This window comes from Butyrivibrio sp. FC2001 (genome assembly GCF_000424125.1).
Classification (GTDB): Bacteria; Bacillota; Clostridia; order Lachnospirales; family Lachnospiraceae; genus Butyrivibrio.
In genome coordinates this window covers 91,057-110,984 of record NZ_AUJH01000014.1, presented here as the reverse complement: position 1 = coordinate 110,984, position 19,928 = coordinate 91,057, and the positions used below count along the sequence as shown (strand labels likewise).

Below are 19,928 nucleotides of genomic sequence, written 5' to 3'. Positions count from 1 at the left end.
TTTTTTGCCTTCTCCCTCTGGGAGAAGGTGGCACGTAGTGCCGGATGAGGGTTTACTCTGCCTTAACCGGAGCTGTTCTGATTATGAACTGTACTGAACTGGGTTCATCATCGTTTGCACCGGAGAATGATGTATAACTCTGTGATGCTTCATCGACTGCCTTAAGTCTGTCTGTTACTGAAAGTACATCATCATCCACAATTCCTGTTATCTTCTGTATTCCATCCTCATCAAACTCAACCATTCCATCTGCAAGCTTTCTTGCGCCATCGTTAAGCTCTACAGCGCCGTCCTTAAGCTCCTTAGCGCCATCCTTAAGTTTTCCTGCGCCATCATCAAGCTTACCTGCACCATCATCGAGTTTAACTGCACCATCATCGAGCTTGACTGTGCCGTCATAAAGCTTTCCGACACCTTCATCGAGCTTACCTGCACCGTCCTTAAGCTTGGTTGTTCCTTCTGCGAGCTTGGATGCACCATCTGCAAGCTTGCTTCCGCCATCCTTAAGTGCGCTGCTGTTGGACTCAAGCTTATCAGCACCTTCCTTGAGCTTCTTGGAGCCATCCTTAAGTGTACCGATTCCATTTGCAAGTGTAGAACCACCATTATCAAGCTTCTTCATGCCATCGTAAAGTGAGTTTGCACCTGTAGCAAGCTTTGAAGCGCCTGCCTGAATATCCTTAAGGCCACCGTTTCCTGTTCCGTTGTAAAGAGCATCAAGTGTTCCTGCTGATGTAGCAAGAGTTCTGTAGGTCATATAAATTGTTGTTGTATACTGCGTAGCATTCTTGGTCTGTGTAAGTGCCTGAGCTACCTTTGTAACTGCTGCTGTGTAGTGGTCTGTAGCCAATGCCTTTTCATTCTGTGCTTCAGCACCCTTCTCCTGTGCCTTAGCGCCATCACTCTGAGCTGCTGCGCCCTTTTCTTTTGCCTGTGTTGCAAGAGCTTCAGCCTCTGCAGATTTACTTTCTGCAGTTGGCTTATCTCCCTCGGCTGCTACCTGCTTTGCTGCTGCGCCTGCTTCCTTAGCCTGTTCTCCAAGAGCTGCTGCCTCTGCTGCCTCTTTCTCAGCCTGTCCCTTATAGGTCATAGCCTCTGTGTATGCAGCCTGAGCTTTTCCTGCATCAACATCACCCTTATTCATCTCATCCTTGATCTGATCGCACATAGCCTTAAGTGTTGCTGCAAATGCGTTCTGATCTGACTGGCTCTCTATTGTAGCCTTAGCCACATTGTACATCTGAGTCCACTGTGCATGTGATATTCCGGTGTTCTTCTCAATGTATGCCCAGTCACCGTCACTTGCAAAATCATCAAAGCTGCCATCTACCGCTGCATCAGGCTCATCTCCAAGTGTTACGCCATCGTCAGCGCTGGGAGCCTCATTTCCATCTGATACCGGTTGCTCTTCATCAGAGGTTTTCTCTGTATCCTGAGTGTCAACTGTATCTTCTGAAGGAGCACTCTGATCATCCTGGGGTGCCTCGTTGTTCTGCTCCTCCTGGGGTGCTTCCTGTGCATCCTGATTATCCTCAGAAGGTGTCTCGTTATTATTCTGCTCTTCTGAAGGAGTACTCTCATCCTTAGAAGTCTGCTCGTCCTGATTCTCCTGCTCGTCCTGATTCTCCTGCTCGTCCTGATTCTCCTGCTCATCAAAAGCTGTCTTCTTTTCTGATGAGTCCTCTGTCTGTGCATCATCTGAATCATTGTTATTCTCGATGATCACAGGTGTATCAACAGCCACAACATCAAGTCCGCTTACTGTGTCCATGGTGTAAAGTCCTGCGAGCTTTTCGGAAGCTGTCTGCAGAAGTGAATTCAATGTTGCGGAATCACTTGCTGAAATACTGCTGTTAACTGAAGCTGTGCTTGTTGCTCCTGCATTACTTGCAGCGTAATTGATAACTGCTGCAAACTCCTTATAGAATGTATCAGATGCTGACTTAACTGCCTCCATCTGCTGCTTTACTGTATTTGCTGCTGTATCGATACCTGTGCTGAGCTGAGCTGCCCCCTCGGATACGCTCTTAGCACCATCCTTGGCAGATGTAAGTCCGCCTGTAAGAGTTGATGCACCATCCTTGAGTTTTGTAACACCATCATCAAGGCTCTTGGCCCCCTTTGCAATTTGGCCCACACCATCTGTATAGGTTCCTATTCCTGTGCTGAGTGTAGATGCACCGTCCTTAAGCTGTCCTGCACCAGTATCAAGTTCTCCTGTGCCATCCTTAAGCTGACCTGAACCGTCCTTAAGCTGTTCAGCACCATCCTTAAGCTCTCCGGTACCATCCTTTAACTGCTTTGTGCCGTCCTTGAGCTCTTTTGTTCCATCCTTAAGATCAGATGTGCCGTCATAGAGCTCTCCGGTGCCGTCCTCAAACTTCTGTGTTCCGTCTGCAAGCTCACCTGAACCGTCACGGAGCTGTGTAGATGCATCTGAAAGCTTGTCCATGTCATCGTTTACGGTATCAAGCTTTTCCGAATCATAAATCTTGTTAAGGCCAAGGTCTGATACAGCGTTGGCGCTTGCCATGGTGATCGTCATGGGAAGCTCAAAATCCTGCACGTCTGCTGTGATCTCCACATAATCAGGAATCTCGATATCCTCTTTATCTATATCATTCTCCTCGAGCTTTTCCTCAAGCTTCTTCTCATCGATATCAAGGGACTCCTTCAAGCCGGGAAGAGCCACGCCTACAACTACATAGTTGTTTGCATCTGATATAACCTTACCGTTTGATACCTTTACGTTGGCGAATTTCTCACTATCCAGCATTGTTCCGGAAATCATTGTGAAGGGAACCTCAACGTCCTGCTTCTCACCGTCGATATCAACTTTTCTTTTCAGGCTGTCTGTGTAATCGAATCTGATCTTGACGTTACCGCTTTTTCCTGCGATGTCCTCAGCCTTCATCTGCTTACCATCGAGCTCATAGGTTACCTTAACGCCTACCGGAACCTCCTCAGTGGGTGTTCCCTGATAGTAGATATCTGAGCCCTCGGCATCCCATGTAACTGTTCCGTCGCCATTATCTGTGTAGGTTTCTTCACCCTTTACGTTGACGATGTCTTTAAGATTTGTCTTATCTGTAAGAGTCTTACCTCCGCTGGCATTCTTTAACCAGTTACTTACTACGACTTCATCCACAGCACCGTTGGCATCAGTCATAACGTAAACAGTCTCTTCTTTTCCGCTGTCAGAATTAACTCTGTTACCTGCAAAGGCTGTCTCTGTCATTGTCTTCTCAAGTGCCTCTGCCTCGGGATTCTCCACTTTAGCATCCGCAGTCTCTGTATTATTCTTATTGAAAAGTCCGCAGCCTGTCATTGTAGAGAAGGCAAGTGCGAATGCTGTTAAAACTGATGTAGCTTTAAGTAAATTTTTCTTATACATACCAATTCACCTCTTAATTTAGATTTATGTTAATCAGCTCTGTTTTTCTGCTATTGTCAAACGGCGTGTCCTATTGAAGCCACCTTAGCAGCCTTTCTTTCCTTATCCGCTCTCAGGCAGTCACGCATTCCCCATGTGGATCTTATGATCAGACCATCAAAGATCATATACATTGAAGGAAGCACCAGGATAACTACAGCCATACTGATCAGCGCACCTCTTGCCATAAGGAAGCACAGTGATCCGATCATGTCGACGCTGGATACCAGTCCTACGCCGAAGGTTGCTGCAAAGAAGCTAAGTGCACTTACAATTACTGACTTCATGCTGGTTGAAAGAGCAATTCGCGTTGCCTGCTTTTTACTCTGTCCGTCCTTTCTCTCCTTGCAGTAACGTGTTGTCATCAGGATCGCATAGTCAACTGTCGCACCGAGCTGAATTGTTCCGATAACAACTGAAGATATGAAGGGAATAACAGTTCCTGTAAATCCGGGAATTCCCATGTTTATGAAAATCGCAAACTCGATAACCGCTACCAGTATGAAAGGAAGTGATATTGATTTCATTACCAGCGCTATGATAAGGAATACGCAACCTATTGATACAATACTTACTGTCTTGAAATCCTTATCGGTTATCGTGATCAGATCCTTTGTACAGGGAGCCTCACCTACAACCATTGCTGTGGGGCTGTACTTTTTAACTATTGCATTGACTGCATCTATCTGTGCGTTTACTTCGTCAGATGCTGTCTTATACTGGCTTGTGATCATCAGCATCTGATAATCATCACTTGAAAGCTCGCTGCGAATCTTATCCGGAATCATGTCCTTGGGAAGTGTGGGCCCAACTAATGAGTCCACTCCAAGTACGGCATCAACTCCATCCACGCCCTTAAGCTCATTAAGCATTCCCTGCATCGTTGCGGTATCAAGGTTTGCATCAGCAAGAATCATATAAGTAGTATTGGTCTCAAAATTCTTTTCAAGCTCTATCATGGCCTGTCTGCTTGAGAGCTTATCGGGAAGCGTCTCAGACAGATCGTAGTAAACTGCTGCATGTCTGTATCCCCAAATTGCCGGAGGAAGAAGACATATAAAAATTACTCCGAACAAAATAGCATGCTTTGAAATCCATCTCGGAGTCTTCACAAACTCAGGCATAATCGGCTTATGTTTGGTCTTTTCAATGATGTTGTCGAATATAAGGATCATTGAAGGAAGAACCGTTACACAGGCGATAACTCCGAAGATAACACCCTTGGCCATTACTATTCCAAGATCAAGTCCAATGGTGAAGCTCATAAAGCAAAGAGCCACAAAGCCTGCGATTGTTGTAATCGATGAACCTATTACCGACTGGAAGGTTGCGCAGATGGCATTTGCCATTGCATTCTTCTTATCCTCTCTTCCGGTCTTCTCAAGTTCCTCCTGATAGCTGTGCCACAGGAAAATCGAATAATCCAACGTTACCCCCAACTGAAGCACTGCACTCAGCGATTTTGTAAGGAAGGAAATCTCACCCAGGAAGATGTTCGTTCCCATGTTGAACATGATCGCTATGCCTATGCTCGCCAGGAAGAAGAATGGTATCAGGTAGGAATCCATTGTCAGTGAAAGAACAATGACTGCAAGCAAAACTGCCATTCCTACATATATAGGTGTTTCCTTCTCTGTCAGGTTCTTGGTATCAAGAACGATTGCTGCCATACCTGAGAGGAAGCACTTTTCATTAGCAATCTTCCTTATCTCGGTTATAGCCTCCATGGTGCCATCACCGGAGGTCGTGTCATCAAATATGATGAACATCATCTGTGCATCTCCGGTTCCAAGAGCCTGTGTCACCTCATCGGGAAGCATCTCCTTCGGTATGGAATAATCCATGAAGGTGTCATACCAGACTACCTTCTTTACGTGGTCGACTGTCTCGATCCTGGATTTCAGATCAGCGATGTCCTTGTCAGCCATCCCCTCAACTACAAAAAGCGAATATGCTCCGGTTCCGAACTGATCCATGAGGATGTCCTGGCCCTTCATGGTCTCGATCTCACCCGGCAGGTAAGAGAGAATGTCGTAATTAACTCTGGTAGCTGCCATACCTGCGACGCACGGAATCATCAGTGCTATGCTGGCAATCAGGATTATGAACCTGGCCTTTACTATTGCTTTTGATAAAAATTTCATAACCTTTTCCTCGCAATATCGTTTTATGACTGTTGGTCATTTTTCTTTAACTATGTTATACTCCAATTATGACCGTTGGTCAATATTTGTTTTTTAACATTTTTGTGTTAGGATAAAGCTATGGGAAAATGGGATGAAAATAAAAAATTGAAACTGGATTCTTTGCTTAACACCTCCTTTGAGTTGTTCACCTCGCAGGGAATCAACCAAACGTCGATCTCTGATATTGTTAAGAAAGCCGGCGTTGCGAAGGGAACCTTCTATCTATATTTCAAGGACAAGTATGATATAAGGAATCGTTTGATTGCGCGAAAATCGAACCAGCTTTTTGCTGTTGCTTATCAGGCACTTCTTAAGGAAAACCTTCACACTGTAGAGGACAAGATCATCTTTATGATGAAGCACATCCTCATCGAGCTATCAAACAATCACATGCTGCTTACTCTTATCTATAAGGACTTAAGCTGGGCTCTGTTTAAGGAAGCCATGGCCAACAACAAAGATGACTCCGAGACTGATTTCCTTCAGATCATCACAGAGATGTTCGAAGCATCCGAGATAAAATATCGAAACCCGGAGCTTATGATGTTTCTCATTGTTGAAATGGTAGGCTCCGCAGGCTACAGCTCAATAATCTATAAGCAGCCTCAGCCTCTTGATGAACTCCTGCCTGAACTTGAATATGCTGTTAGAGGCATAATGAAGGAGTATGAACTTCACTGAAGCTATATCAATAAAAATCTGTACTCTGTTCTACATATAAACAGCATGATTTCAGAATTATTATTAAGTCGCCCGTTCGGGCTTCATAAAATATTTTAAGAAAACCCCACGTTGGCAAGACGTGGGGTTTTTCAGGTAGGAGATTTCTTATGACTATGTATGTCATATAAGTTAGCTTTTGCTAACACAGTTATATTAGCATAGGCTAACAAACTGTGCAAGCATTATTTTTATTTTTTTTTGAGATTAGCACTTTATATTTTCATTATTGATTTACAGCTATCACAAAAAATAATTATTATGACAACTATTACAGCAATAATCGAAGACTTAGTTGTTCCTATCATTTTTCAAAACAACTATTTCTGCTTGTTTCCGTCGTTTAGTTGTTCCGATTATTTGCTCGGACAACTATTCTAGCTTGCTTCCGCCGTTTAGTTGTTTCTGTTTTATTTCCGGACAACTATTTCAGCTTACTTCCGCCGTTTAGTTGTTCCTGTTTTACTTCCGGACAACTATTTCAGCTTACTTCCGCCGTTTAGTTGTTCCTGTTTTATTTCCGGACAACTATTTCTGCTTGTTTCCGCCGTTTAGTTGTTCCTGTTTTACTTCCAGACAACTATTTCAGCTTATTTCCGCCGTTTAGTTGTTCCGATTATTTGCTCGGACAACTATTTCTGCTTATTTCCGTCGTTTAGTTGTTCCTGTTTTATTTCCAGACAACTATTTCTATCCGAATTATTTTCCTATAAGAAAAAACGCAGGAAGGTATCTACCCTCCTGCGTCATAAATTTAGATATTAGTGACCAAGCTTTCCGAAAAAAGCATCTCCCTGATCACTGTCATCTCCGAAGCCGTCTTCAAAGTCGTCCTCATCGAAGTCGTCATCTTCTCCTTCGTCGAACTCTTCATCGAGGTTCTCGTCGTAGTCCCCTTCTTCGAAATCATCTTCATCGAATTCATCCGAGTCCTCATCATCGTCCTCGTCATCATCTTCTTCGAAGTCGTAATCGTCATCCTCTGATCCTTCTTCATCATCAAGATCATCGTAGTCATACTCCGAATCGAAGTATCCTTCTGCTTCAAGCCTGTCTCTTACATCTCTGTCAAAGTCCAGCTCAAAATCATTCGGATTAAGTCCTACGTCCTCCAGCATCGCCCGACGCTCTTCCTCATCGGCCCGCAGAAAATCATCGAAGTCCAGCCCTGAATTGCAAACAGCTTCAACAAGCTCAGCATCTACATAAACAGTAAAGTCTGCGCCATCTCCGTCAAAGCCATCATCTATGTATGGCAGGTCTTCAGGAAAAATAGAAAACATTTTTCCATTTTCATCAAAATCAAGTGGGCCGAAGCCTTTTCCAAGATTAACGTTCATATAACCTCGCAATATAATGAAGTTCGAAAGGACCTCGCTAAGTGATCACCTTAGTCACGCTCTACTATCGCAGCGGCACCCATTCCGCCACCTACGCAGAGAGTAGCAAGTCCCTTCTTGGCATCGCGTCTCTGCATCTCATAAAGAAGAGTTACAAGGATACGGCAGCCTGAGCATCCTACCGGGTGTCCAAGAGCGATTGCTCCACCGTTTACATTGAGCTTACTAAGATCGAAGCCAAGCTCCTTACCAACTGCAACTGACTGAGCTGCGAAAGCTTCGTTAGCCTCGATAAGATCGAAGTCGGAAATCTGGTAGCCGGCCTTAGCCATTGTCTTCTTGGTAGCAGCAACAGGGCCGATACCCATGATGCGGGGCTCAACACCTGCAAGCTCACCTGCAATCCATGTAGCCATGGGCTTGATTCCGAGTTCCTTAGCCTTCTCTTCACTCATAACAACGATAGCTGCAGCACCGTCGTTGATACCTGAAGAGTTAGCTGCTGTAACCATTCCGTCAGGCTTGAATGCAGGACGAAGCTTTGAAATATTTTCCTTTGTAACGCCTGCTCTGGGGCCTTCATCCTTCGCAAACATAACTGTTTCCTTCTTAACCTTAACAGGAACAGGAACGATCTCCTCATCGAACTTGCCATCAGCCTGAGCCTTCTCGCACTTCTGCTGGCTGTTAGCTGCAAACTCATCAAGCTCTTCTCTTGTAAGTCCCCACTGCTCGCAGATATTCTCTGCTGTGATACCCATGTGGAATCCGCCGAATGCATCTGTAAGAGCGTCCTTGATCATTGTATCAATGAGCTCACCGTTATTCATTCTGTAACCGAATCTTGCATTCTGAAGTGCATAAGGTGCACGTGACATGCTCTCTGTACCACCTGCAACGATGATGTCTGCATCACCCATGGAGATAAGCTTTGCTGCAAGGTTTACACAGTGAAGACCTGATCCGCAAAGTACGTTGATCGTTGTTGCAGGAACCTCAACCGGGATACCTGCGTTAACTGCTGCCTGGCGTGCTACATTCTGACCTGTTCCGGCCTGGATAACACAGCCCATATATACTTCATCAACCTGCTCAGGCTTAACTCCTGAGCGCTTAAGTGCTTCCTTGATTACGATAGTACCCAGTTCAGGAGCGGTGATATCCTTAAGTGCTCCACCCATAACACCGATTGGTGTTCTACATGCTCCTGCCAAAACTACTTTTCGTGCCATTACTATTCCTCCTTAATTTGAATAATGAAAAATTGTTTATACAAATTATAACACATTCTTTGTAATGACTATGCAATTAGACATCACTTTAGTAATTTTCCTTTTTTAAACACATACTTTATGTTAAGCTCATCATCCACTAAAAGAATATTTGCATAGCAGCCCTTCTTAAGGCTTCCGTAATCAGCATCAATTCCAATGGCCTTCGCAGGATTCTCAGTTGCTGCCCTTACAGCTCTCTCTACAGGAATTCCCATATTCTGTACCGCATTCTTCATACAGTTAAAAAGATTGGTTACGGAGCCTGCTATGACATCGGGCTTCTCCGTAAGAGTTGCCTTATTTCCACATACAGTGACCTTCTGTCCTCCAAGCTGATACTCGCCATCCGGAAGTCCTGTGGCCTCCATGCTGTCTGAAATAAGAATCATCTTATCCTGCAAAAAAGCATTAAACGCAAACCTCACCATGGCGGGATGGACATGAATTCCATCTGCTATAAGCTCAGCTTCTGCTCTTTTCTCTATGCCTGCAGCTATTGGTCCCGGGAGTCTGTGATTTAATCCAGGCATCGCATTAAACAGATGTGTCAAATGTCTTGCACCTGCATCGAAAGCCTCTATAGCTGTCTCATAATCAGTGCAGGTATGGGCAATTGAGATATTCACCTCATCTGAAAGAGTCTTGATAAACTCCATACTTCCGGATAATTCAGGTGCAATATCCACAAGCTTAATTAAATCTCCGCTGTCCTTCATAAGCCGCTTAAACATCTCTGCATCCGGGAGCTTAAGAAATTCCGGGTTCTGTGCTCCCACCTTGTCAGGGCTGATAAAGGGTCCCTCCATGTTTATTCCCACAAGGTCCGCCTTGTCATCATGCTCACTGTTTTTTTGTGCATACTCCTTTGCAACAGTGACTGCCTTACTTAAGGTCTCCTCACTCATTGTCATGGTAGCGGGACAGATTGCCAGGATGCCGCTTTTTGCTTCATACTCTGCTATCTCCTTAAGACCCTCTGCATCGCCGTCACAAAAATCGTGTCCAACTGCTCCATGAAAATGAATATCCACGAGTCCCGGAATCGCCATTAATCCCGTGCCATCGAAAGTCTCGCTATCCGCGGAGATGTCTGCAATACGACCGTCCTGAACGCAGATATCCTTTTCCGTAAAAATATGATTTTCTGTAAATACCTTTGCACCTGTAATTTTCATCTTTCGCCTCTATACTCTAACGCGTATATGCGCCTAGCCCATCTATCTCAGATTTTTGAAAAAGCTGCTTCGTCCCCAATGATCGTAAAGTCAGGATGCATCTGAAGAACTGAAGCGGGAACCTCCGGAGTCACCCTTCCAAAAAGTGCGCGCTCTATGATGTCAGCCTTACTTTCGCCGTTAACCACCATAAGAACCTTCCTTGCCTGCATGATTGACTTTATTCCCATGGTGTAGGCCTGTCTTGGCATTTCCTCGTCACCAAAGAATTTCTGGTTTGAATCGATGGTACTCTGAGTAAGATCAACGCAGTGGGTCAAAAGCTCGAAGGCCTCCCCGGGCTCGTTAAATCCGATATGGCCATCAGTACCAATACCAAGGAGCTGTAAGTCTATTCCACCTGCTTTTCTGATAATTTCCTCATACTCCTCGCAGGCCTCTTCACTGTTTAAATTACTGCCATCCGGAACGTGAATATTATTCTCCGGTACATTTACATGATTGAAGAAATTTTCATGCATAAAGTGCCAGTAGCTCTGCTTATGAGTTTTAGGAAGCCCCCTGTATTCATCGAGGTTAATTGTTGTAACCTCTGAAAAATCGATGTCCCCTTTATTGTACCAGTCAATGAGTTGCTTATAGGTCCCGACCGGTGTTGCACCTGTCGCAAGACCAAGCACAGAATCAGGCTTCATGATAACCTGCGCAGATATAATGTTGGCTGCCTTTCTGGACATATCATTATAGTCTTTTGCTCTTATTATTTTCATAACTGGCGTCCCTCCGAATTAACCTTTTTACTGTTCAATCCATAAGTTCCAGCGAGTTTTCATAAGGAAAAAGACAGCTGAAACCTCTACAACTGTCCTTTACAAACTCCTTATTTCATTTAGCTACGATATCATCAGCATATAGATGCCTTCTTAGCCTCAGAGTATTCCTCAAACATTTTTTTCATGAATTCTTTATCCGAGATAGCTTTTTTCATGTCTACTTCTCTTCCCTGTTCAAGAAGCCAGTTAAGCATATCCATAGCATTTTCGACGCCATCCTCATATTTTTCCTGAGCGATAGTCTTATAGTGAAGCTCTTCATCGTAATCCCACATTTCCATTTCCACTACCTCTTTTCTGCGTTTTTCAAAGAAGTCCTTTAAAATGCCTCGATTTATACATTCATCGATTGCCTTCTCAATAGCATCCTTTATAGGCTCATCGGTATCTTCTGTTTCCATAGGAATCTCTTTTATATATTTTCTCACGATAGCTACAAAAATACTATAATTTTTTAACGTCTCACACGCTGCCATAAGTTCAGGATTATGTCCCTCATTGACATTAATAAGAGTAACTATAAGCTCAAGATCCGGAGATTCTTCATGCTTTTCAAACTGCTCGGATAGTTTATAAACCTTTTTATCCTCCATAGGCTCTGTTCCATTATAGAATACAAAAAATTTGGGCGATGGAATCTTAATAAGCTTCGACCTATATAGGTCATCTTTCTGAGTTATGCTTTTTAAGAGCTTTGCTACATAGAATAAATCCCTTAATGGCATATTGGGACATGGTGTTGACTGGTGCTCAAAAATTCCCAGCTCGTAATTGAAGATAAAGGATACATCATTTTTTACCTTCATAAATGTGCTATCGCCTATGGTATTGATAATCATGTCATCCGGATTATCATAATCTGTACCATTAAGCGCATTGTACAAAGAAAGAAGTACCTTCTTGTCATTAAACAACATCCTGAAGGTAGTATCCTTGTACTTTGGTGTTATTAAGTTGTCTTGTTTCATTTATTTACTTTTCACCCATTAAGCTTTGCCGAAGCTTTCTTACTCCACTTGGAATACACCTTCTGTTTTCCGACATTCTTATAGGTGCGCATGCGTATATAGAATTTCTTTCCATATTTTATATGTTTGAACTTCTTTGAAGTTGCAGACGCTTTACTAATTAAAATCGAACCCGTTCTATTCTTAAATTTCTTATTATCACTGTACTGGATTTCATAACCGTCAATCCCGGATTTAACCTTTTTCCACTTGAGCTTTAGTGATGATCTGCCTGTGGTCACATCCTTGATCTTTGTCTTTTTCATGTAGGGATCAACAGGTACTGTTCCCTTAGGCTCTTTTCCTGTATAAAGTCCAGGCTCAAGCTGTCCGCTCTCAAACAGCGCGTTAAGAGAAGATGTGTTGTATTCCGAATATACATCGTTTGGAACAGTGTGCCCCCACTGCGTCTTCCTGATAGTCTCAGTCGTGAGCCCTCTTGATGAATACAACTGTACTATTGTTTTAGATCCATCGCTGTTCTTGGTATCTATTCCACTTGTTGCAGTAAATTTCCCGGCGGCAGCTTCGTCAGTCCAAAAATCAAAAGCGCAGGCATAGAATAGATAATCAGACTTATCGATTGACGCAGTCTTTCCCCAGAAATGGAGAACGCAGTTGTTCATCTCCTCTTTTGTCAGATCTACCTTTGCATAGCTATCAGTGTAGGTTATACTGTTACATTTTTTTGATTTTGAATTCTCCCATGGAAGAGTATAGATACGAATTCCGCATGGATATGGATGTGAATCAATGACAATCCACTTTCTTTTGGAAAGCGAATATGCAAAAAGCTTGATTTTCCCAAAATAAACAGTGAATTTGTCAGGAAGTATCTCTCCACTTGAAAGGTAAACCGCTCCCATTGAAAGAACTCTCTTAGATTCCGGCGAAGATGTATCCGCCAAAATATGTCCATAATATCTGTTTGCCTTTTTCATGAAATCACTCATGGACTCAGACTTTTGAGTCATGGAATCATAGACCGGATCAGAACCTCCGGCATAAGATGTGACAGGCGTTGCCATGAAAAACATGACCGCCATCAACAATGAAAATGAACGACTAAAAATACCTGTAGCAAAAACTTTTTTCAAAACCCAAATTCCTCCTTAACAATAGTTCCCCTTAATCACATCGCCTATTTTAACACATTTTCTCAATAAAAATCCCGCCTCAGATTTGAGGCGGGTAACATATTTAAAGCTTCCAGATATCTCTGTTGTACTCTTCGATTGTTCTGTCGGATGAGAAGAATCCAGCCTTAGCGATGTTTGTAAGCATCATCTTCTTCCACTTGTCGCGGTTCTCATAATCAGCGAAAATGAGATCCTTTTCACGGATATAATCCTCAAGGTCGATAAGTGTCATGAACCAGTCCTTATTAAGGAGCTCGTCCTGAAGGCGCTTAAGGTTAGTCTTATGTCCAACTGCAAGGCACTGCTTGGATGTGATGAAATCAACAGCCTCCTTGATAACCTTGCTCTTCTTATAGTAATCCTTAGAAACGTAGTCAGCCTTCTTGTAGTGAGCGATAACTTCATCAGCACTGATACCGAAGATATAGATGTTATCATCGCCAACAAGGTTGTGAATCTCTACGTTAGCACCGTCATCTGTACCAAGAGTAACTGCACCGTTAAGCATGAACTTCATGTTACTTGTTCCTGAAGCCTCCTTGGAAGCAAGTGAGATCTGCTCTGAAACATCACATGCAGGGATAAGCTTCTCAGCGTAAGTAACGTTGTAGTTCTCTACCATGATAACCTTCATGTAAGGTGATACATCGGGATCGTTCTTAACAATCTCCTGGAGGCAAAGAAGCAGGTGAATAATATCCTGAGCGATTACATACGCAGGAGCTGCCTTTGCACCAAAGATAAATGTAAGAGGACGAACAGGCTTCTTACCACCCTTGATCTCAAGGTATTTGTGGATGATATAAAGAGCATTCATCTGCTGACGCTTGTACTCGTGAAGTCTCTTAACCTGGATATCGAAGATAGAGTTAGGATCTACTTCAACACCCTCGTGCTTCTTGAGATATGCAGCGAGCTCTTTCTTCTTCTGCATCTTGATGTCTTCAATCTTATCAAGAACAGCCTGATCGTTCACATACTTAAGGAGATCCTCAAGCTTATCTGCATCCTTCTTAAAGCCATCACCAATCGTCTCAGAGAGGAACTCTGTGAGAGGATGGTTACAGGACATAAGCCATCTTCTGAAGGTTACGCCGTTTGTCTTGTTGTTGAACTTTTCAGGATAAAGCTTATAAAAATCGTTAAGCTCTGTATCTTTAAGAATATCTGTGTGGATAGCTGCAACACCATTTACAGAGAATCCATAGTGGATGTCGATAAATGCCATGTGCACCTTCTTATCCTTATCAATGATCTGAACTGCAGGATCCTTAACCTTAGCACGGATTCTCTTATCAAGCTCCTTAATATAAGGAACAAGCTGAGGTACAACCTTCTCAAGATACTTAAGAGGCCATGTCTCAAGTGCCTCTGCAAGGATTGTGTGGTTAGTGTATGCGCAGGTCTTGGATACAACATCAATAGCCTCATCCATTGTGAATGCCTTATCCTCAACGAGGATTCTGATAAGCTCAGGGATGATCATTGTCGGGTGTGTATCATTGATCTGGATTACTGCGTGCTTATTGAGCTCGCGAAGGTCATACTGACGCTCCTTCTGCTCTCTTAAGATAAGCTGTGCAGCGTTACTTACAAGGAAATACTCCTGGTAAATTCTAAGAAGGTTACCAGCCTCATCTGAATCATCGGGATAGAGGAAAAGTGTAAGGTTCTTAGCGATCTCTTCCTTATCAAATGTGATGCCCTTCTTAACAAGGCTCTCGTCAATAGTCTCAATATCGAAAAGTCTGAGCTTGTTAACACCAGTGTCATAACCAACAACGTTCATGTTGTAAAGTCTTGAAACTACCTTCTTCTTACCAAATGCTACCTCGAAAGTAGTATCTGTCTTCTCAAGCCATGACTCGTTCTCGATCCATGAATCCTTCTCAGCTGTCTGAAGGTTGTCCTTAAACACCTGACGGAAAAGTCCAAAGTGATAGTTAAGTCCGATACCCTCTCCTGCAAGACCAAGTGTAGCGATTGAATCAAGGAAGCAAGCTGCAAGTCTTCCAAGACCACCGTTACCAAGTGAAGGCTCCGGCTCACACTCTTCAATCTCAGCGAGGTGCTTACCGTTCTTCTCCAAAATCTCATTTACCTTATCATAAACTCTGAGGTTGATAAGGTTGTTAGAAAGGAGCTTACCGATAAGGAACTCCATTGAGATGTAATAAATCTTCTTCTCTCCACCCTCAATCTGTGCAACATCCATAAGGCGGTTAGCATAATCAAGAAGAACTACATATGTCTCCCTGTTGCTAAGATCCTTGATCTCCTTGCCAAATTTCTCTTTAGATATAGTAAGGAGTGCTTCCTCCATGTTTGTTACCAGTACATCCTGCTGTAAATTAGTGTGCTGACTCATTCCATCCTTCCTTTCAAAAAATGTAAAAACTTAGGTTCTGCCAATTTCGCAGAAAACGTTTTCTCATGAACTGCATATATCATAACACATGAAAACGTTTTCCGCAAGTATAAAAAAATAAGCCTGCAACGCAGGCTTAACAGATGATGTCCTCATATTTCATCCTTACTAAAGTATGCGGCAATCGCACCTTTCTTCCGGATGATCCGTTGAGTAATCTGTTCAGTTCTCTTACACTCTCGGCTGCAACCTCTGCGAAGTTCTGCTTAACTGTGTTCATCTGTTTTCCGACGTAGCCCATAAGGATGATTCCATCAAAACCGCAGACGGGACGGAAAATATCCATATCCATAAGAGCCTTCATGGCACCAATAGCCATAAGATCTGATCCGCAGACTACTATTTCCTTATTCTTAGCATAGCGAAGCGCTATGTTTCTTGCCTTTAATTCTGAGAAATCTCCGTTCCTTATAAAGAGCTTGAGCTTCATCCTTTTGGAGAGATCTTCCATGGCTCTTATCTTTTCCTCTGTAACATAGCTGTTTCTCATACCGGCTATGTAGAGTATCTTATTTCCTGTGTTTTCCTTGATGGTCTTCTCAGCCACATCGATCTGGGCCTGATAGTGGTCGATGCCCACAACAGATGTGCTTTCATTTAAGATATTGCCATCAACTACAACTATCTTGAAGTTCTGCGATGAGATAAGCTGATGCAGAACCTTATCGTCATTGTTCATTCCGAAGATTACGATTCCGCTTATGTTCTGTGATGCGAAGTATCTTGTCATCTCTTCATGACTCATATGCTCTATCATGGAATAGAAAACGGTAATGCAGTCCAGCTGCTTTTCCTGTGCCATGCCAAGGGCTCCCGAAATGTACTGCATGTCGATCTCGTCGATGGCCTGAGTTTTCATATTGAGTTTAAGAAGAAGCGCGATTCTTCCTGAACGCTTGGAGGAAAGAGCTGCTGCCACCTGGTTAGGCACAAAGTTAAGGCGCTCAACCGCCTCCATAACCTTCTTCTTCGTTGCTTCACTTACATTTGGATAATTATTTAAGACCTTTGAAACTGTTGAAATGGCAACCCCTGCTTCCTTTGCCACATCCCTGATAGATACCATCTTTACCGCCTCACAAATACTTTTTTCTTTGGATAGTATAACACAGATTTAAATAAATAGGACCCGGATATTACTCCGGGTCTTAGGGATAATTTATGCTGTTTCCTTAGCTGCAGCTACCTGATTCACATAATAGGTATAAAGTGACTGGTAAGTAGCATCATTATAATGAAGTCCGTCGCCAGTTGAGAATCCGTTGTTCTGAAGGAATGAATAGCCATCAAGCCATCCAACCCTGCTATCAAGGCCTTTTCTCATAGCGGCATTGAAGCTCTCTATATCAGTGTTGGTGATCGTAGGATAATTACCTACCGGAGTAACAGCAGCGTAGTAAACTGTAGCACCTGCTGAAATCCATGTATCAATCTTCTTATTAATAAGATTGATATACTTATCTGCATTGTAGAGATCGTTCACACCATAATTGATGATGATCACGCTTCCGTCTCCCACATATGCATCGATCTGTGGAACAGCTTCATTTGAGAAAAATGAATAGCCCTCTCCAACCTTGGCGATCCACTGGTACTCACCCTTTTTAACGGCACGGCTCATCTGAACTGTACGTGAATCACCTGCGAAAATATATTCAACACCGGGCTCCTTCTCCTGAAGGTAGTCCATTTTGATATATCCTACTTCATCCTTGAAGGATACCTGATACCAGCCATTATCTGTCTGACCAAGTACTGTCATCTTGGTATCTCTCTTAATTACTCCAAGTCTCTCGAACTCTGTTCCTGCGCCGCTTCTTACGTTGACACGCTCATTGGAATAGAAGCTCTTAGCGGTTTCATAAACGGTTATTTTATAGTCGGTTGTGGTGGAATCGTCTTTTAATAGATTGTCAGCTTTGTAGGTATTCTCACTTGAAGTGGTAGGCTTGCTGACAGTCTTTGTCACCTTGGCAGTCTGAGCCTTAGAAACATCTGCGCCGGCTTTATTCTCTACCTTGACCATCTCGACATCCGATTTAGCCATAGCTGTCGTCTGATTGTCCAGTATTTGCACAGTATACGCTGTGATCAGTACAATCATAAGGAGAATTGATATAGCCAGAACTATTCTTATTAATTGCTTATGTTTTCTATTTCTTGTCTTCCTGCGACCTGTTCTATTCATAAAAATATTAGTTACTCCGTGATTCCTATGCCAAACAAGTTTATAAGGTTACAAAGATAAATGAAAATCTGAAAGAAGGGAGCCTGTTATGCTCCCTCATAGTTCGGAATATTAACCCATTTTTACGCATTCGTCAAGTTTTTGTTACGAAAATATTACTTATTTTTGTGGAATATACCGTGAATAATCAGGCAAATAAACCATAAAATGCCCCAAATTATCCAGCCAATTGCGCCTCCAAGCGTGTTTGTCACCACATCATCAAGCTCAGCAAAGCCAAGCTTAAAGATAAACTGCGTCTGTTCAATGAAGCAGGACATCACCGCACAGCTAAAAATGCACACAAAAGGATTCCTGAACGTTTTAAATGCTGAGGGAAGCAGTATCCCCATCGGAATAAACATAATGATGTTTTCTATGAAAAGTGCTTTTCTGCGGGTCGTTATGCCCCATGAGGACCACAGATGAAGATTAACTCCATCGTACTGCCCCGCCTCTCTGCTCATAAACACTATAAAAAGAATGGCTGTCAGATATATAAGCAATGCAAATACAGATATTGCATGCCATGCGCTGAGCTTCCTCTCTCTTTTCGTGATCTTACAAAAAATTACATATATCAGATAGAGTACTCCGTAGACCAGAGCTATTCCAACGCCAATATGTATATATTTGGTCATGCCCTGAATATCAGACATAATCAGTCTGATCAGGGCCTCATTATCCTGTAAAAAATTTGATATCATGTCTATTTACTAACGGCCTCTCTGGCGTAAACAACGCACTGTACAATGTTAGAGCGCTGTTCTCTTGTAAGGATATAGCTTACGCCAAAGCTCCTGGTTGCTCCTGAATAAAAGTCTGTAATTGAATCCTTGCCAACTGCTATGGCATTGCCTCTGCGATCGAGAGCCACAACTGTTACAGGGATATAATCCACATTTTTATCTGTGGAATTGGATACGTCAGCCGATAAGGTGAAATATCCGCTGGTGTTACTTCCATACATAATGTTGGAAATATCAAAGTCCGAACGAGGATCATTGGCGCATTTTTTGACGTCAAGATTAGGCATGATAAAGTACTCATGCACTCTGTAAAGAGAAAGTCCGGGATAATTAACCTTTTCTTTCTTCTTCTCCTCTTCAGTTCCTACTACTGAATTGATGATTTCCTGAGGGGAAGTGGCATCACCGGATGAAACCTCTTCTCCTTCTGCAGGCGCCTCACCCTCTGTGGGTGCTTTTTCAGTATCAGCACTTTTCTCTGCGCTGCTGTCAGCTTCGCCCTCTGCAGGCTTTGAAGCTTCTTCTCCACTCTCATCCGAAGGCAGAAGCTCTGTACCACCGCTCTGCTCTCCGGCTTCACTTGTAGAGGTCTTGCCATTTTCTTTGGCAGCCGCCATAAGTACGGGCTCCTCCACCTTTATTGATGAAGTGGTAAGTCCCTCTTCCTCAAGTGCCTTTTCAAGCTCTTCTATATCTATTGAATTTACATCTTCGCCGTCAAAATTGCCTTCTACGCTGTTCGCCTCGCCGGGATTTGGTGTGTCGCCTGAGAGATCGCCCTCTTCTATGGTCACACTGTCCTCTCGGGTCTTGATCTGTCCGTAGGGCACGTAGAAATATCCCTTTTCACCGGGTGCTATTACATCCGGCACTGCGCGGACATAGTCATAGGAATCAACTACCTCAAGGTTTCTGTCCTCAATATCGAAAACTGATTCTGTACCGAGATACAGATTACTTTTTCCTATATTCTCTATTGTAACTACCGCATGAAAACCGGAATACAAGCCGTCATCCTCATATACGAAATTAGTTCCTGTTATGCGATAATCGATGTTCTCAGATGCGTCGCCGCCGGCTACCAATGCACCGCTGCCGCCATAGCCGCTCTGTTCTGTGTTATATTTAAAAATCCAATTGCCGTCGCTGTCGTAATATTCAGAGTTATCAAGCGCCTCTTCTTCAGATGGCGCCTCATTCACCTGCTCAGCGGGAAGCGGATTATTCTTTCTATACATATAATATGCACCGAATATAAAGCCGCCCAGCAACGTCACTATCAGTGCAAATGTTGTAAACGCATACTTCATAATGTTCCCCTCATTAAAACGTTTTACAGTATAAGAGTAACAAACATCTTTAGTGGTTTCAATGATGCATTATACTGCCTTTTTACATTTCACAAATAAATCACAAA

Annotated in this window: 14 protein-coding genes; 1 reads left to right on the top strand and 13 read right to left on the bottom strand. The window is 43.1% G+C overall.

What is annotated here, in order from left to right:
• Positions 1 to 52: 52 nt before the first annotated feature.
• Complete coding sequence (locus G601_RS24905; RefSeq protein ID WP_051205690.1) at positions 53 to 3,394, bottom strand: hypothetical protein; 3,342 nt, start codon at positions 3,392 to 3,394, stop codon at positions 53 to 55.
• Positions 3,395 to 3,450: 56 nt separating this feature from the next.
• Complete coding sequence (locus G601_RS0108570; RefSeq protein WP_026665088.1) at positions 3,451 to 5,577, bottom strand: efflux RND transporter permease subunit; 2,127 nt, start codon at positions 5,575 to 5,577, stop codon at positions 3,451 to 3,453.
• Positions 5,578 to 5,697: 120 nt separating this feature from the next.
• Between G601_RS0108570 and G601_RS0108565 the strand changes: the two genes are divergently transcribed.
• The gene (locus G601_RS0108565; RefSeq protein WP_026665087.1) at positions 5,698 to 6,300 is read left to right on the top strand and encodes a TetR/AcrR family transcriptional regulator; all 603 of its coding nucleotides are present in this window, start codon (positions 5,698 to 5,700) and stop codon (positions 6,298 to 6,300) included.
• An 800-nt stretch (positions 6,301 to 7,100) separates the two neighbouring features.
• Here G601_RS0108565 and G601_RS24900 read toward each other — a convergent pair.
• From G601_RS24900 to G601_RS0108510, 11 genes are all read right to left on the bottom strand, one after another.
• Positions 7,101 to 7,679, bottom strand: coding sequence for a hypothetical protein (locus tag G601_RS24900; RefSeq protein WP_051200713.1), 579 nt, complete (start codon positions 7,677 to 7,679; stop codon positions 7,101 to 7,103).
• 50 nt (positions 7,680 to 7,729) lie between these two features.
• Positions 7,730 to 8,911 carry an acetyl-CoA C-acetyltransferase gene (locus tag G601_RS0108555; protein WP_026491260.1) on the bottom strand — a complete coding sequence of 394 codons (1,182 nt, stop codon included), beginning with the start codon at positions 8,909 to 8,911 and terminating at the stop codon, positions 7,730 to 7,732.
• An 83-nt stretch (positions 8,912 to 8,994) separates the two neighbouring features.
• The gene (nagA, locus tag G601_RS0108550; RefSeq protein ID WP_026665086.1) at positions 8,995 to 10,128 is read right to left on the bottom strand and encodes an N-acetylglucosamine-6-phosphate deacetylase; all 1,134 of its coding nucleotides are present in this window, start codon (positions 10,126 to 10,128) and stop codon (positions 8,995 to 8,997) included.
• 47 nt (positions 10,129 to 10,175) lie between these two features.
• A complete protein-coding gene (gene nagB / locus G601_RS0108545; RefSeq protein WP_026665085.1) occupies positions 10,176 to 10,898 on the bottom strand; it encodes a glucosamine-6-phosphate deaminase in 723 nt (240 codons plus the stop codon).
• Between the two features lie 134 nt (positions 10,899 to 11,032).
• Positions 11,033 to 11,929 carry a hypothetical protein gene (locus G601_RS22550; RefSeq protein ID WP_035790522.1) on the bottom strand — a complete coding sequence of 299 codons (897 nt, stop codon included), beginning with the start codon at positions 11,927 to 11,929 and terminating at the stop codon, positions 11,033 to 11,035.
• 11 nt (positions 11,930 to 11,940) lie between these two features.
• Positions 11,941 to 13,065, bottom strand: coding sequence for a fibronectin type III domain-containing protein (locus G601_RS0108535; RefSeq protein ID WP_026665084.1), 1,125 nt, complete (start codon positions 13,063 to 13,065; stop codon positions 11,941 to 11,943).
• A 103-nt stretch (positions 13,066 to 13,168) separates the two neighbouring features.
• A complete protein-coding gene (locus G601_RS0108530; protein WP_081673454.1) occupies positions 13,169 to 15,475 on the bottom strand; it encodes a glycogen/starch/alpha-glucan phosphorylase in 2,307 nt (768 codons plus the stop codon).
• Between the two features lie 136 nt (positions 15,476 to 15,611).
• Positions 15,612 to 16,601, bottom strand: coding sequence for a LacI family DNA-binding transcriptional regulator (locus G601_RS0108525; RefSeq protein ID WP_026665083.1), 990 nt, complete (start codon positions 16,599 to 16,601; stop codon positions 15,612 to 15,614).
• A gap of 93 nt (positions 16,602 to 16,694) precedes the next feature.
• The gene (locus G601_RS24895; RefSeq protein WP_051205688.1) at positions 16,695 to 17,723 is read right to left on the bottom strand and encodes an SGNH/GDSL hydrolase family protein; all 1,029 of its coding nucleotides are present in this window, start codon (positions 17,721 to 17,723) and stop codon (positions 16,695 to 16,697) included.
• Positions 17,724 to 17,878: 155 nt separating this feature from the next.
• Entirely contained in the window at positions 17,879 to 18,469 is a 591-nt protein-coding gene (locus G601_RS24890) for a VanZ family protein (protein WP_051205687.1), read from the bottom strand.
• A 2-nt stretch (positions 18,470 to 18,471) separates the two neighbouring features.
• A complete protein-coding gene (locus G601_RS0108510) occupies positions 18,472 to 19,821 on the bottom strand; it encodes an FxLYD domain-containing protein (RefSeq protein ID WP_026665082.1) in 1,350 nt (449 codons plus the stop codon).
• Positions 19,822 to 19,928 lie beyond the last annotated feature (107 nt).